At 48.5% G+C, this 15606-nt stretch carries 8 protein-coding genes; 1 reads left to right on the top strand and 7 read right to left on the bottom strand.

Features of this window, described 5'->3' with window-relative positions:
• Positions 1-33: 33 nt before the first annotated feature.
• Positions 34-5280 carry a CBM35 domain-containing protein gene (locus ABE504_RS09330; protein WP_430087487.1) on the bottom strand — a complete coding sequence of 1749 codons (5247 nt, stop codon included), beginning with the start codon at positions 5278-5280 and terminating at the stop codon, positions 34-36.
• Between the two features lie 336 nt (positions 5281-5616).
• Positions 5617-7080, bottom strand: a complete 1464-nt coding sequence (locus tag ABE504_RS09325; protein WP_430087485.1) for a sulfatase-like hydrolase/transferase — start codon at positions 7078-7080, stop codon at positions 5617-5619.
• A 139-nt stretch (positions 7081-7219) separates the two neighbouring features.
• On the opposite strand from ABE504_RS09325, the gene ABE504_RS09320 reads away from it, so the two are divergent.
• Positions 7220-8116 (top strand): helix-turn-helix domain-containing protein, encoded by an 897-nt coding sequence (locus ABE504_RS09320; protein ID WP_430087483.1) that lies wholly within the window; start codon positions 7220-7222, stop codon positions 8114-8116.
• Between the two features lie 112 nt (positions 8117-8228).
• On the opposite strand, the gene ABE504_RS09315 is transcribed toward ABE504_RS09320, so the two are convergent.
• The 5 genes from ABE504_RS09315 to ABE504_RS09295 all read right to left on the bottom strand — a co-directional run bounded on the left by ABE504_RS09315 (position 8229) and on the right by ABE504_RS09295 (position 15411).
• Positions 8229-9695 carry an arylsulfatase gene (locus tag ABE504_RS09315; protein ID WP_430087481.1) on the bottom strand — a complete coding sequence of 489 codons (1467 nt, stop codon included), beginning with the start codon at positions 9693-9695 and terminating at the stop codon, positions 8229-8231.
• A gap of 15 nt (positions 9696-9710) precedes the next feature.
• Positions 9711-11609: a beta-N-acetylhexosaminidase gene (locus tag ABE504_RS09310; RefSeq protein ID WP_430087479.1), complete on the bottom strand. Its 1899-nt coding sequence runs from the start codon at positions 11607-11609 to the stop codon at positions 9711-9713.
• 148 nt (positions 11610-11757) lie between these two features.
• Positions 11758-13392, bottom strand: a complete 1635-nt coding sequence (locus ABE504_RS09305; RefSeq protein WP_430087478.1) for an extracellular solute-binding protein — start codon at positions 13390-13392, stop codon at positions 11758-11760.
• A gap of 134 nt (positions 13393-13526) precedes the next feature.
• Positions 13527-14426 (bottom strand): carbohydrate ABC transporter permease, encoded by a 900-nt coding sequence (locus ABE504_RS09300; protein WP_430087476.1) that lies wholly within the window; start codon positions 14424-14426, stop codon positions 13527-13529.
• Positions 14427-14454: 28 nt separating this feature from the next.
• Positions 14455-15411, bottom strand: a complete 957-nt coding sequence (locus ABE504_RS09295; protein WP_430087474.1) for an ABC transporter permease — start codon at positions 15409-15411, stop codon at positions 14455-14457.
• Positions 15412-15606 lie beyond the last annotated feature (195 nt).

The following is a 15606-nucleotide window of genomic DNA, read 5'->3' as shown; positions in this document are numbered from 1 at the left end:
CAATCCTCCTTGGCATACGATAATCCTTCACTGCTATTGCCTGTTGCGCAGCATGTTCAGTAATACTCTAATCGCCTCGGCTCTCGTTGCTTGATCGCCGGGAGCGAATTGGTTTCCTTCTTTCCCTTCCATAATGCCGCGCATACGCAAGCTCGCCACAGCATCCTTCGCCCAGTCTGGAACAGCTGTATCATCCGCAAACCCTGAGGTAGGAGCCTTGTCATCTGAAAAGCCCAGCGCGCTTGCGATCATCTTGGCCATCTCGCTGCGGGTCATCTCGGCATCCGGGCGGAAGGAACCGTCCTCGTAACCGGAAATGATACCTGCTTGCACCGCTTGGGCCACGGCATTCAGCGCCCAATCCCCGATCTTCTCCTTATCGGTGAACGTTAGCGGCGCGTTGTATAGGTTAGTCTCTTGCGGCTTAAGCGCATGGATGAGCATGGCGGCGAATTCGGCGCGTGTTACGGCTCGATCCGGCTTGAACGTGCCGTCCGGATAACCCCTGACAATGCCTAATTCAATCGCTTGCTTGACATCGGACTCCGCCCAGTGTGCCGCCAGGTCACTCAAGTTGACCTCCGGTTTCGGAGCTGTTGGGCTAGCCGCCTGATCGACGCCGAATACGGCAAACTTGGCAACGCTGTTCACTTTCACGGTAATAGATGTGCCCTCATTCACTTGCCCGCCTAATTCTCTCCAGTTTTTTTGCGCTTCGACATAGGTGAATACCGCCGACTTCTGACCCTTCTTTATTTTGTCAGGATCGAAAGTAAGCGTCAGAATGATCTCCTTGTCAAATTCCCCTTGGAAATCCTTCAGAATCTCGAATACAGGACTGGCTAGAGCAGCTTTGCCCGTAAGTAGTTCTTTTGTGTCTGTTAATTTGCTGATGATAAGTTGGAATTCCTTTTGTGAGGCGCCGGCAGGAATCTGGATCTTAATCTCATTCTCGATGCCAAATTCGCCACTCCTATCTGCTGGAATCGTAAATTGATGGTTATTCTCCGGAATAACTCCATGGCTCGTTGGTGTTGACGGCGAACTTCCATCGGATGAATCCTCCTCATACGAACCTCCTCCGGAAGAACCACCGGAATTTGTAACCGTCCATCGGGCATAAAGGGTTAAATTCGCCCCGCCCATTGTGATGACCTGGCCTTCCGCGTAGCTGGTTCCGCTGCCATCGGCCCGTTCATTCCAGCCGGCAAAGCGATAGCCCGGCTTCTTGAGATTACCGGTATTTCCATAGACCGATACCGTGACGCCCTGCTCATAGCTGCTGTCATCTATCGGCGCGAAACCGCTTGCTGCACCGTTGCCGTTATAGGTCACGCTGTAGGACGGCGTTCCGAATATTGCCGTGATCGCCACCGCCTCATCTGGCATGGTAAAGGTATTCCCAGTCACACTCAGGTTGCTGGGACTATTCACCTTCCAGCCCTTGAAGATCTGACCCGGATCTGGCGTGGCGGATACGGTGACCACCGTATCCTTGACAGCCGACGTTACATTGGCGCTGGCAGTGCCATGTCCCTCGGTTGCCACCGTAATACGATGACTGGTTAAAGCAAAGCTGTCCACCACATTGACGCTGAGCACAGCCGAATTACCCTGATTAAACAGGATAGAGAAATCCGCTGTATCGCCGCTCTGTAGCCCCAGCGCAGCCATCGTCTCGCGCTTGATGGTCAACATATCTCCACTAACGGTATAACCCTCGGTTCCCAATGTGCCATTGTATACGGCACCTGATACTGTAGCTGCGTATACCACACCGGTCACGGACTTGGCTTCATTCCATATGATACTGGCGCTTACATCCCCAGGAACATAGAGATCATAGGTGGCCTTTTCAGGGCTAACATCCGCGTCTTTCTTGGAGACGTTAATGGTAAAGTCCTTGGCGTAGCTCACGCCGAGCTCGCTTCCTTCTTCAATCGTAGCGGTGACAATGACGGTTCCCGCTCTTGTGGCGGACAGCACATTCCCATCTAGGGCAGCTTTTGTTTGCCCGGCATCCTTGATGCTCCAGGTGATGCTTTTGCGCGTGGCCCAATCCGGTGAAACTGTGCCGAAGAGCGTCAGTTCCTGTCCTGCCTGCACTGCCGCTGGGACAGCTGTAACATCTGACACCGCATGGAACGTATTGTCATAAAGGTTGCGTGGCTCAATCTTAAACCGCTGGTTGTCTTTTCCTTCATCATCGGCTAACCGTATAACAGCGTTGTTACTTTTGGACGCCTCATTGACTGTAATCACTTTTCCATTGCTTTTGTTGATGATTTTATAATCGTCGCCCTCCTTCTCTAGTCGCCACTGTTCGGTATCGGAGGGAATGGGAGCATCTTCAATCGTCTGATTTAGAATAAGCTCCTGGATAGCTGAATCAGGCTTGATATCGAGGAAACGTGCACCACGCATAACTAGAATCCGGTAATAGCCTGTTCCCAGATCTATGAATCGCATCAATTGACTATTGGTTTCGCCATTGGAAAATTGGATAACGGCTGCTCCCTGATTGTACTTCTCACCAGCCACACTCAGCGCCTTACCGCTGTGCTTCGGTTGGATCTTCACCATCTTCTCGGGGGTCAGCACCTTGGCCGTCGTGCTCATGAATCCACCGCTGAATTTATCCAGGATCAGGCTGTCTATGTTGAGCTGTCCGGTATCCCCTTCCTCACGGCGGAATTCAATGCTATTCTTCCCAGCCTGCAGATTGACCGTTTCGGTCGCGTCCGTCCAGGTATCCCAATTCGCTGTCGGCGGCAAGGAAACTTGCTTGACCCGACTGCCGTTCACATATAAGGTCATCGTTCGATTCGTCGACTGCACACCGGAATAGCGCAAGGTTGACGTGTAAGCCGCCGTGTAGGGGACATTCACTTCAAAGCGGACAGCATCCCCTTTTTTCTGGAATAAGCCGACATAACCGTTGCCTTCAAACCATAGACGGTCTCTGCCGATCCCCGGTGTGCCTGAGAGGGTAGCCGCTTCCGCCTGATATTTCCAGGGGGTGCGTTTATTCAGATGAATTTGATCGATATGGATGACGCCTGAATCTCCAGCTGCACGCCTAAAAGTGATGCTGTTATTCCCTTTGTTCAGGGGAACGCTTACAATTTGTTCCTTCCACATCTTGGCGCCTCCGGAGAAGGGAAGCACGATATCCTGCACAGGCGCGCCGTTTACCTCCAGCGACAATGCTTTGCTGCCCTGCTCTGTGGCGTATCGTAGCTTGACATCATAGGTGGCCGCATGTTCGATATCCACAGAAAATTCCACGGACGAGTTCACTTGGGTCAGACCGCTCACATAACCGACTCCCGTATTTCCATCCTGGGCCTGAATAATCTCGGAATCCGCCCCACCTGTCGTTTTGGCTGATTCCGCTTCATACGTCCAGGTCGCCGCTTCGGTAACGGTGATATAATCCAGATTGACATTCGCCGTATCGCCGCTATCATACGTATAAGTGATGACATTGCTTCCCTCTTTCAGGAATACATTGTCATATCTGTCGGCCCACTTGTCCCCTTCCTTCAGACCAAAAAAATTCACTTGTTTGACCTTGGTGCCATTCACATTCATGGTCAAGGTTTGATCTTCCTCCGTTCCAGCGCCATAAGCCAGCTTGACCGAGTAGCTGCCTGCGTGAGGAGCGTTTACGGTAAAGCTGATCGCCGCGTTCGGTTCCGTGAATCCACTGACAAAGCCTGAACCGCTATATCCCGCATGATCTTGAGCAATTCCTGCGCCGCCGGACAGCTCCGCGCCCTCCGCTTCATACAGGACGCTTTTCTTGGCAATAACAGCGTCCAGCCCCAAAGCGCTTTTGCCGGAAAGACGTATGATGTTGCTACCGGCATTCAGCTGGATGTTATGCACGGTTCTTAAGTCGAAGTTCAGCTTGTTCTCCGGTCCGGCATTAGACGGGAATACAAGCATGGTCGGAGCCTCCTGGTTCACCCCCAGTGTCATGGTGACCTGATCTGTCGTATTGTTGTTGTAGCGGAAGTCCAGCGAGTACATCCCCCCTGCATTCGTGTTGACTGTAAACTCTACATAGTCGCTGTCATTGCCATTGCTATACCTGACATATTGGCCAGACGAGGCATAGATGCTGTTCATGGTTGCTCTTGCTGCCCCTGATAACTGTGCGTCTTCCGCCTCATAGACTTCGCTCTTCTCCTCTCCGGAGGGACGGCTAAGCACAGTTCCGGGGTTGGACGGGATGCCCAAATTGATGAAGTCATTGTCATCCCAATTGAACCGCTGGGCGCGAACCTCTCTGTTCTTGCCGCCTTGGCTATGAGTCGGTATGCCATGGTAGGTAATCCAGTCCTCTGTGCCGTCTTCAGATTTCAAGAATAAAGGCGATCCTGTCGAATAAGAGCCGTTTTCATCCGAACGTTTCATGATCGGCTCAGGATGTTTATGCCATGCCGCTTCATTCTCCACACTTTGGTCCAGATCGGCCCAGGACAGGCCGACAGCATAGTTATCATGTGTGTAGCTGCTGGCGGAATAGGCAAAATAAACTTTACCGTTACGCTCCACCACGGCTGCGCCTTCATTCACATTATCAACGTACTTCTCCCAGTCGTAGGTCGGCCTGGCTAACGTAATCTCATCGCCTTCCAGCGTCCAAGGGTTTTTCATCTTGACAATCGTGGGGCATTCGTCAAAGGTCTCTTTTCCCGTTACGGGATCAATGGAATAGAAATATTTGGTGTAGGTGAGGTATCTCTGCCCCTTGATGGTGACGAAGCCTGTAGGCAGTCCGTAGCTTTGCGTATTCAGCAATCCTTGTTGGGGGGTAAGTCCGTCCCCATTATCATAGGTTCCCTTCAGTTCCCAGGTCCCTTCGAATGGGTCGGGCGAGCTGTTCTCCAGAACATAGGAGCTGGGATGACCATAAGCGAAACGCCCCGCTTCATCGCTAACCTTCGGGCCGGAAGCGAAATAGATGTACCATTTGCCATCGATCCTGTGCGCATCGGGCCCCCATATAAATTCCAGGTTTTCGGGCAGCTTCCATACTTCTTTGCTCTTCGCGGTGGAAACGCCAAGAATGGTTTCATGCCGTTTCAGTACAACATTGCCATCGCCTGCCGCCGAATAATAGTATCCATCGTCTTGCCGTTCAATAGTCGGGTCGGCTCCTTTCATCAGCGGGTTAAGATAGTGGGATGATACATCCGCATAGGCGATATTGGTCAGCATCATTACGAACAGTACCGCCAGTGACACCGCAAACAAGCCAATTCTCCTCATTACAATAATTTCCTCCTTAGGGATTTGGTGTGGAGCTTTTTGGCAGGCAGGAAATGATCCCTCTCAATAAACCGCTTTCATTTCCACAATAAGTTTTGCTCCACGGATGCTTACACTTTACTGTGATCCCTCCATTCCAAGCCTTAAGAATCTTTAGGTCTTTCTGTACGATTTTTGTTATTTACCTAAATCCGCCTGAAACGGACCGTCAGACTGCGGGGTGATCAAGAGGCGACTCATAGTTGACAATCCAAATAAAAAAAGGACAGCCTAAGCCGTCCTCTCCAGTAGTTATCTCATTTGGTCTCGTTGCTCTTAACACGCATCTCAAACATACTATCTCACCAACGGCTTAAAGGCACTGCTTTCCGTTATCCCTGGTGCCAACGGACTCAACTGCCCGAACCCCGTAACCGGAGCATATATCCCTTCCTTCCCAGGAACGGCATATTGGCTAAACCAGGTTCCCAGACGTATTCGAAGTGCCTCTATCACCGATTGACACGCTATTTCTTCTGCACGGTTGACATGCTCGTCCGGGTCATTCAATAAGTCGTAGAGCTCATGCGGCCCGTATGGATAGTGATGTACGTATTTCCACTCTCGGGTGCGAATCATACGGACCGGTCCATACTCGTCATAAATGACGATATCCTCTCGACCTTTCCCCGTACTGCCTACCAGCAAATCGTAAAAGCTTCGACCTGGCAACCTCTCCTGCTCGGGGTTAGGCAAGCCAACGTAATCTAGCAAGGTAGGGAACACATCATATTGACTAATCAACTCACCCTGTAATTCTCCTGAAGGTATGACGCCGGTATGACTAAAAATAGCAGGTACCTTTACCGAGGTATCATACATATTAAAAGGGAATGTACCATTCCCTTTTCCCCATATTCCGTGATGCCCCATGTTCATTCCATTGTCACCCGTAAACACAATCATTGTATGTTCACGGAGCCCCCGCTCTTCCAACATGTCTATGATCTTGCCGATTCCTTCGTCCATGGCGGTGATGGATGCGTAATACCCGCGCAATAGCTCTTTACGGTATTCTCCTACTCCTGTCGGTGCGGTTCGTGTCTGGTTCGGATGCAATGGCAGCTCCGGCACTGAATTGAACGGGCAGTCCTCATACATGGCGACAAAAGACTCCGGATGCTCTGACCGGTCCCAAGGTGAATGCGGCGCCGTATAGTGAACTCCCAAATAAAATGGGGTGTTTTCACGCGACATTTCATCTAAAAACTGCATGGCTTTATCCGTAATCATATCAGTTACGTACCCGTCGGCGATTGTTACCTCTCCGTTCTCCACGATATCAGGTCTCATATAAGAGCAGCCGCCTCTGGCGATTGAGAACCAGCGATCAAATCCCTTCTTCGGGACCGTGCTGTTGCCCAAATGCCACTTGCCGCTTAATGCACAGGAATATCCGGCTTGAGCCAGCAGCTCTGTATACGTCGGTTGCCCAGCTAAATAATCGATCGCGGCGCGCTCATCAGCAAACCCCCGATCTGTTCGTAGCTGTTCATTGAATTCACTCGTGTTGACATTACCGGAGCGGATCCAGTCATGCACCCCATGTTGGGAAGGAATCCTTCCTGTCAGTAATGACGCACGTGCTGGCGAGCAAACCGGCGATGTACAAAAGAAGTTATCAAAACGCATTCCTTCCGCAGCGAGTCGGTCTAGATGGGGTGTACGTATTTCATGATTAACGGCACAGCCAAGCGCCCAGCTCCCCATATCATCTGCAAGAATGAACACGATGTTTGGTTTTGGATTGGCTTTTTCCACGACATCAACGCCTCCATAATGATGTGATGTTACATATAATTCCTCCTAATAACGTACTATTTACAACGCTTAGATTCCATGTCACAATCAACTGTAGATTTGACATTTCTTACGATGTCTGCGAGCGGGAGGTCATCTCATGTTTATTCTCTATCCGGATTCACAAAGGCTGGAATTTAGCTTTCAACCCGGTTGGATTCGACACATGCTAAAACCATATGATTTCACCTTCGGTCCTGTAAGAAATCCATTTCCAGTCTTTTGGCTCATCCTAGATGGAATTCGTACTATTCAAGTCGCGGAAAAGCACTATGTTGTTCGTAAAGGTGATCTCATCGTGTTTCCACCAGGTGTACCGTACCAGCTTCATGCGGAACAGTCCGGCGACCCTGTAAGTTACTTATCACTCAGTTGCACGATCAAACTTGGACCGTTCAAATTTCATGAGTCTTATCCATTCCCGATAATTACAACCTTAACTGACAGTGACGTCATGACTCAACTTTCTGATCTATGGATGACAGCAGTCGACGTATTTAAGCAATTTGCCACCACACTGCAACGACCCAATGACCCCAATGAAGATAAGCAAAAGCAGCTCGCCACATCACTTGGACTTCTGCGGGTTCAAGGCGCCCTCCATCAATGGTTTGCATGCCTAATCGAACTGCTTCTACCGCAAATGCCGAATCACATTCCTATTATCGATCCCCGGATTGTTAAAGTATGTGCTTATATACAGGAGCACGCTCATGAATCACTCACGCTTGAAAAATTAGCTGCTCATGTTTATTTAAGTTCGAGTCATTTCAGCTATTTATTCCGGAAAGAGATGGGGCAGCCACCTTCTCAGTATTTGCGAAACCATCGAATCCAGATGTCCGAGGAGCTGTTAGTCCAGACCGATTTGCCGATTAACGAAATCTCTCGACGCGTAGGTTACAACGAGCTTAGTGAATTCAGCCGCGCTTTTCGTCATGCTGCTGGGATTAGTCCGCAAGCATATCGCAAACAGATGCGCCTAATGAATTATTGAATACGCACCTCAATGAAACCCTGCTCCACGGCAGGCACTGTTATTCGTGTCGTTATTAAACACTGTCGTAACTCCCGTTGCAAACTCGCCTTATTGCTGCTTCACTGCTAGGTTACAGAATGTGACTCAGGCAAGTTTGCGGCTTTCGCCCAGCCACCAGACGATCACTGTCTACATAGCCTTCCTCCCGACCCTCCAGTTCCTTGATCATCCTTGCGCGCCAGGCATAGAGACGATCCTGCCAGGCCGGTTCATTGACAAGATTATTCAATTCACACGAGTCATTCCGCAGGTCAAACAGTTGCTCTTTACCGGTCTGCGAGAACCAAATATATTTGTCCTGACCATCCGTGCCGTAATGGTGCGACAGCTCCCCATAAGCATGCTCTCCATGTATATATGTGCGCCATTCTACTTCACGCCCTGCACCAAGCGGAATGACACTCTGTCCGTCCATGCTTGACGGCGCCTTCGCACCAGCGACGTCAAGCAAGGTCGGCATAATATCGCGAAGCTCAATAACTTCTGACACTTTGCTCCCTTCGCGAAGACCCAACCTTCCTGTCCCATCGAACAAAATGAATGGCACCTTGGCGCTGCCTTCATACGGCAAGGATTTGCGAAAGAAATGATGATCCCCCAGCAACTCACCATGATCTGACGTAAACAGTATAACGGTATCACGATGGACGCCATACTCCTGAAGAGAATTGATCAATCTCCCAATTTGATCGTCCAAATGCGTGATGAGTGCGTAATAGCCAGCACGCGCCCGATCCAATCTGCGCTTCGGCACCTTGCCGAAAACGGTAGTCGGATTATATCCCTCTAGCTCCGCATTTGCGGCAGCCATCAACTCCTCGACCCAATCACCGACAGGCGGATCCTGCAACGGAATGTCCTTGTACATATCAAAGTACACTGGCGGTGGATCCAAGGGCGAATGCGGGCGAACGAAAGACGTCCACAGAAAGAAGGGTTTCTGGGGATCGCGGCGTCGTAAAAAATCGATGGATTGCGTCACAGCCCAGTTCGTTGGATGGAGCTTCTCATCCAAATGCCAAGGCCTTGTGACTGTTGATGAATTGCAATCCAGCCCTAGATCTGTCAAATCAAGATCCGCCCCGCCTATCGATCTCAACCACGTCAAGTAATCATCGACTTGGTCAAAATGACTGTCTGCCGTATTGGCAGATTTGTTGCGGTTATGATGTAAATATCCATCATGAAGCACGATGTTATGGAAGCCGCATAAATTTCTTGCCGGGAAAACGTGCATTTTACCAACGCATTGCGTATGATAGCCAGCTTTGGACAGCTCACCGGCAATCGTAGACTCATAGTTCCAAGGCACTTTGTCCTGATACCCCACCCTGCCATGGGATCGCTGGCTCATGCCTGTCATAATGGCCGCTCGTGCCGGCACACAGGTAGGCGTCGCCGAGTATGCGTTCTCGTAAAGAACCCCCATTTGTGCCAATTGGTCAAGATTTGGTGTTTCCACAACAGGATGACCCATCAGGCTCAAGCAATCGAATCTCATTTGGTCTACCGTGATCATCAAAATATTCGGTTTCATGTCAGGCATTACTCCTTATATTCCCTCAATTACACAAGGGGTCGCTATTCGATGCCACAGATTCGCGCTAATCGCATGACTATTCTTTGCCTCTGTATTCATCACGTCAAATGGCAGGATGTCCTGTTCCAGTTCCTCCAGCCATTTAATTTCGCCAGATACATAATCACGGATTCTGCGAATGGCTGTCTCCACACGCTGCAGCAGACCGCCTGTGCGCAGATCGAACACATCTAGACCGTAAATTTTATTCTCGCTGCCCCATTGTTTCCGATATGCTTCCATGAATTGCCGGATTCTCTCCAGAAGCTCAGGCAGCACTTCTTGGGAATAGCGCATTAACGCCTCCCGATCCTGGGTACGATATGCATGTCGGATGTTGATGCCAGCGTCACATTTCAACGCTAATACTCGGCAAAGCGCCGTCTGAGCAGCGAAAATGGCTCCCCACGAAGGATTGCGTTCAGTTGCTTCCGCCAACATTTCTGCACTCCGGCGATAATGATGGGCATATGCCTCTGGAATAACATGGCAGTCGAACAAGCCGTACATGATGTCCTGATACAGCAAATATTTGGACGGATTCACCGAGCAGACACCTGGCGCTTGATTATCCGGCACAAGATTAGCCGCATCCAACCCCATAAAATCGGAATAAACACCTCCTGTGCACGTCGCAAAGCGTTCGCGAAGAGCTTCCTCAACGGCCCCCCCTGTATAGCACAGCTCCGCCCAAAATTGCAGCGACGGAAGAATCGAAAACTGGGAAGCTTCCGCACCGTTATCCCCCCAAGCGGTAATCAACACCTCTTTAATCTGATTGGCCTTGCAGCTCTCATGCGCCAACAGGCCGATATGATGGCTGAATTGGTTGTTTGGGGCAAACCCCATCCACTTCCAGGCCCCACCTGCAAACACAATATTTTCGCTGAGTTGTTTATGCTTTCTCATCATGCCGTCGTACTTTTCCCGAGTTTCTGAATAGTAGTCCCAATAGACCAGCTTGATGTCATCCGGCATCATGTCTATGACATCCTGCCTGATCGGGCTGTCCGCATTATAGTATTCGCCCCCGCTTGCCAGCCGGAAGAACATGTCGCTCCACATCATAGGCCGATATCCATACTTTCTGGCAATCTCCATCACCCTATTGAAATGCTTCAACATCAGTGTAGATCTATCTGTATAACCATGCTTATCCAAATATTTACCTAATCCCATCATATGGGCCTCGTCCATCCCAATGTTTATTTTCCGACTCGACAAGTTCCTGGCCATCGCTTCAAACATCCGATCGATAAGCTCGTAAGTGGCTGGATCATCGATAAGCAGAATATCCTGACAGTCTATAAGATGGGAATTTGCCTTCCATCTTAATGCAGCACTTAGATGGGCTAGTGTCTGAATGCAGGGAACAAGCTCGATTCCGAACAAAGCAGCATATCTGTCCATCTCTGACAGCTCTTCTCCGGTATATCGACCTCTCAAATACCCAAAATAAGGATGACCCGGGATCTCATAGGTATCCTCCGTGTATAACTGAACCGTAGAATAACCCATCAACGCGAGCATTTTGATTAGTTTTTGGTAGGCATCACCATGCAGCACGCCATTTCTGGAACAATCGACCATCACACCCAAACTGTCGTAATTTGGGGTCTCACACAATTGGAATTTACCTCCGCTTTTCAATTTTTCGATAAATAACCCAAAGGCCCGAATAAAATGATGAGGCTCTCCGTATGCAATGATGCCAAGCTGACCATCGAAGCTGATACTGATTCCTTCGCCGCTTCTACGAAAATGAACGGCTAAGCCCCCCTCATCCAATTGACATCCAAGCAAACCTGAAACCTGCACAACGGCCAATTGTTGGGCTTCGCTTAATCCTGTCGCATTAATGTTTATACTCATTTTAATTCCTCCATAAGAAAAATAGATAGCCAAACCGCCTCCAACTGAGAGGCCATTTGGCTGAAATCGACTCGTTTTGTATCCGCTTTCACGTTAGTTTCGCCAACAGCTTCCCGAATGATGTCAGGAAGCTGTTGCGATAACTGACTTACTTGATGCCTTGTTTCTGAGCCTCGGTATTTACTTCTTCAATGGCCTTATCAAGTCCCTTCGCTTTATAATTAGCAACAATGTCTCCCCATACCTTGTCAACCGGATCCCTGGACAGCATCACCTTTAACATGTCGTCGTGATCGAACACGGTTAATTTATCCTTGGCTGGTGTGGACATATAGGTCAGATTGATGTTGTAGTCCGGCACTTTGGAATTTTTAATTACCCAATCGATATAATCGACCGCCGCCTTACGAACTTCTATATTACCTAGCGTCGGATTCTCCATTGTGTATTTGTCCCCGTTATCATAGGAGACAAGCGTTTTCAAGAACTGCATAGTTCCCGGATATTTATCTGCCAATGACTCGGAAGGGTTAATCATGACTTTCTTTCCGTTCTCTACCTTGTAATCCACGTCTTTGACCCCGAAATTCATCAGGTCTTTCCCTTCCGGAGAAAGAATGTAGTCATAGAGGCGCATAATGCGATCCATCTTTTTATCATCGATCTTAGCGTTGAAATAGCTTTCCGACCAATACGTCTTAAAGACCGAGTGATAACTCTGACCATCCGGGCCTTTAAGTGGCTTCAGCACTTTGATACTCTTCATGATGTCGTCATTTGGGTTCGTGTTTTTCCAACGCTTGTTATACAGCTGACCGTCAATATTGACAAAACCGCCGGCCATCAACAGCGCTGCCGATTTGCCTGACATGAATTTATCATAAGCCAGATCCGGCTTCGTTTGCGCAATGTCAGGATCAATCAGCTTGTTGTCATACATGTTTCTCATATTCGTCAAGGCAGGAAGTGCCTTGTTGGAGAATACAGCAGGAACGAATTTATTACCTTCCTTGATCCACTTATAGTCGCTACCGCTGCCATCGCTGGTGGCTGCAGGGTTGCCGTACAACCAGAACAAGCCGCCAATCAATTTCGTTTGAGAAGCCGTAAGCCCCGTCGTATGCTTGCCTTCCGGATCTTTATCCACAATGGCCTTGAGCATAGCCTGGAATTCATCCCATGTCTCCGGTTCCTTGGTAATCCCAGCCTTTTGAGCTAAATCCCATCTATACACAACTACGCGATCCAATGCGCTCCAGTCTACGGAAGGATACAATTTCCGCGGAACATTATAATACTTTCCATCAAGACTCAGAGCCTTCATATCAGGCGCTTCAAAATATTTTGCCAGATTAGGGTATTGATCCAGCGCCGGCAATGCTTTGACAACTCCTTGTTGAATCCAGGATCGTTGATACTGAGTGCCTACAGCGTCAACGGCGAACACATCAGGCAGTTGACCCGAAGCTGCCCAAGTCTGCAGTTTCTGCTGATAGTCGTCCCAAGTGATGTTAATCGGTTTAATTGTAATGTTGAACTTCTTCATGAGATCCTGATAGATCGGATCGCTTTCAAACTTTGGAGCAAAATTGTCAATATCCCAAAAAGCTACCGAAATATCCATATGCTCCTTGAATGGATTCTCCTGAGCATTCGCTGCCTCTGCCGGTGTTTGCGAAACGCTCGAACTGCCCTTGTCATCTGCTTGTCCGCACCCTGCAAGCAAGCTTGCAGAAAGTGCTGTGCATGTAGCCAGCATTGCGATTTTCTTTCGTTTGGTCATTTGCTAATCCTCCCTTTTTATTCTGAAAAATTCACGGAATTCGTATACATCCCTAACACAACTGCTCCATGTAAGTTGAAAAGCATCCCTCCTTACCATAATCAATTTTGAACATGCCTTTAGCTCCAGATTCCTTATCCCTTAATAGAACCGACTAACAATCCTTTTGAAAAATGCTTCTGAAGGAACGGATAGATCATGACAATCGGAAGGCAGCTGACGATGACCGAAGCCATCTGCAAGCTAGGTGTATAAATTTTCGCTGTTTTTTGCTGCTCGGCCAAGGTCATGGCCATACTGTTCAGGGACGAGTTGGATGTAATCAAGGTCTCACGCAAATATATTTGCAGCGGCGCTTTGTCAGCATCGCTAATAAATAGCAGTGCATACCACCATTCGTTCCATCTTTCAACGGCGTAGAACAGTGCGAATGTCGCAATGAACGGCATCGAAATCGGCACGATGATTTTCAGCAAAATTCGCAAATCGTTCGCTCCGTCGATCTTTGCCGACTCTTCCAGGCTTTCCGGCAACGTGCCGAAATAGTTTTTCATGATGAGGAGATACATGGTATTCATACCAGCGGGAATAATCATAACCCAGACACTGTTTACGAGTCCCAGCGCTTTAACGATCAGATAGAACGGAATAAGGCCACCGTTGAAAAACATCGTGATCAGGATCGCAGTCAACATGACATTTCTGCCCGGCATTCCTTTCTTGGACAAGCCATAGGCCCCGGCAACCGAGATGAACATACTGAAGGCTACACCTGCGACCGTCACGATCACCGTGATCAGAATGGAATTCCAAAATTTCGTATCCGCCAATAGCAACTTGTAGGCCGATAAATCAAAAGATTTCGGTAAAATGTACAGCGTCGACTTGCTAATCACCTCAAACTTGGCGAATGAGATAATAAGCACATTATAGAAAGGAAAAAAGGTGATAACCGACAGAATTCCCAAGATGACAACCGCGATTTTATCGAAAAGACTCCACTTCCCCCGTCTTTTCACAAGTGTACTTGCCAAAGTTGCACTTCCTTTCAAATGCTGGAATTTAATACAAACCTTCTTCTCCGAGTCTCTTTACGAGCCAGTTTGCGGCGACCAGCAAAATCAGGTTAATGACCGATTTAACGAGCCCTACAGCCGTCATTAAGCCGAAATCTGCGCCAGTTGTAAAGGAAGCGCGATAGACATAGGTATCAATCGTATCTGATACAGAGTAAACCGGGGAACTATAGAGATTGAAAATCTGATCAAAACTTGAGCCCAGGGCCATGAGATGCCCGACACTTAGAACAAGCATAATGGCCACAGTCCCCTTGATGCCCGGCCAAGCGATATAAATAAGTCTTTGGAAACGGTTAGCCCCATCCATCTCCGCGGCTTCATATAACTCCGGATTAATGCCCGCAAGCGCCGCCAGATAAATGATGGAGTCCCAGCCGATTTCTTTCCAGACGTGCGTAATATACAGCATGGGCCGAAAAGCATTCTCATCCACAAGCGGAGACATCGGATCCACACCGAAAAGTGCGGTTATTTGATTGAAGATGCCGTCCTTGCTCAAAATATTCGAGATAATTCCGGCGAGGACAACCCAAGAGATAAAGTGCGGGAACGTAAAGATTGTTTGAAAAAATCGTCTAGCCACGGTTCGCGAAAATTCATTCATCAGAATCGCGAGAATAATCGGCAACGGGAACGTGATAAGAAGTTTCATCACACTAATAATGATCGTGTTCGTGAAGGCGTTGCGAAAATCCGGGTCGTGAAGCAGTTCTTTGAAATGAGCGAAACCGATCCAAGGACTTCCCAAGATTCCTTTATTAAAATGAAACGTCTTGAAGGCTAATGTTACCCCATACATGGGACCATAGCTAAAAAACAAATACCAGAGTAAAATTGGCAGCACCATCAAATAAAAGTATTTGTATTGAAGCGCCGTATTCCAAGCCTTTCTCATTGGTGTTCGGTTCTTTGTAACTGCAACAGACGCAGTACTATTCAACTCCATCGACCTCCTGTTGTATACGCTGTCATCAGCTTGTTCTTTGATGCCCAATCTTTGATGCCCTCTATACTCCCTATTATATAATCTGCAATTATGCACGAGTATCGACAATACTACCGCTAGGTATGGAATTGTTTATGGTCAGTTGTGACAAGTATCCACAATCTAAGTTTTAGCCATATCGATCTGAGA

Source organism: Paenibacillus oryzisoli, assembly GCF_050467285.1.
Classification (GTDB): Bacteria; Bacillota; Bacilli; order Paenibacillales; family NBRC-103111; genus Paenibacillus_E; species Paenibacillus_E oryzisoli_A.
This window is presented reverse-complemented; position numbering and strand designations above follow the sequence as displayed.

Excerpts from the sequence above, each read along its gene's own strand:
- ABE504_RS09320 (WP_430087483.1), top strand. The coding sequence starts at position 7,220 with ATGTTTATTCTCTATCCGGATTCACAAAGGCTGGAATTTAGCTTTCAA.
- ABE504_RS09305 (WP_430087478.1), bottom strand. The coding sequence starts at position 13,392 with ATGACCAAACGAAAGAAAATCGCAATGCTGGCTACATGCACAGCACTT.
- ABE504_RS09310 (WP_430087479.1), bottom strand. The coding sequence starts at position 11,609 with ATGAGTATAAACATTAATGCGACAGGATTAAGCGAAGCCCAACAATTG.
- ABE504_RS09315 (WP_430087481.1), bottom strand. The coding sequence starts at position 9,695 with ATGAAACCGAATATTTTGATGATCACGGTAGACCAAATGAGATTCGAT.
- ABE504_RS09330 (WP_430087487.1), bottom strand. The coding sequence starts at position 5,280 with ATGAGGAGAATTGGCTTGTTTGCGGTGTCACTGGCGGTACTGTTCGTA.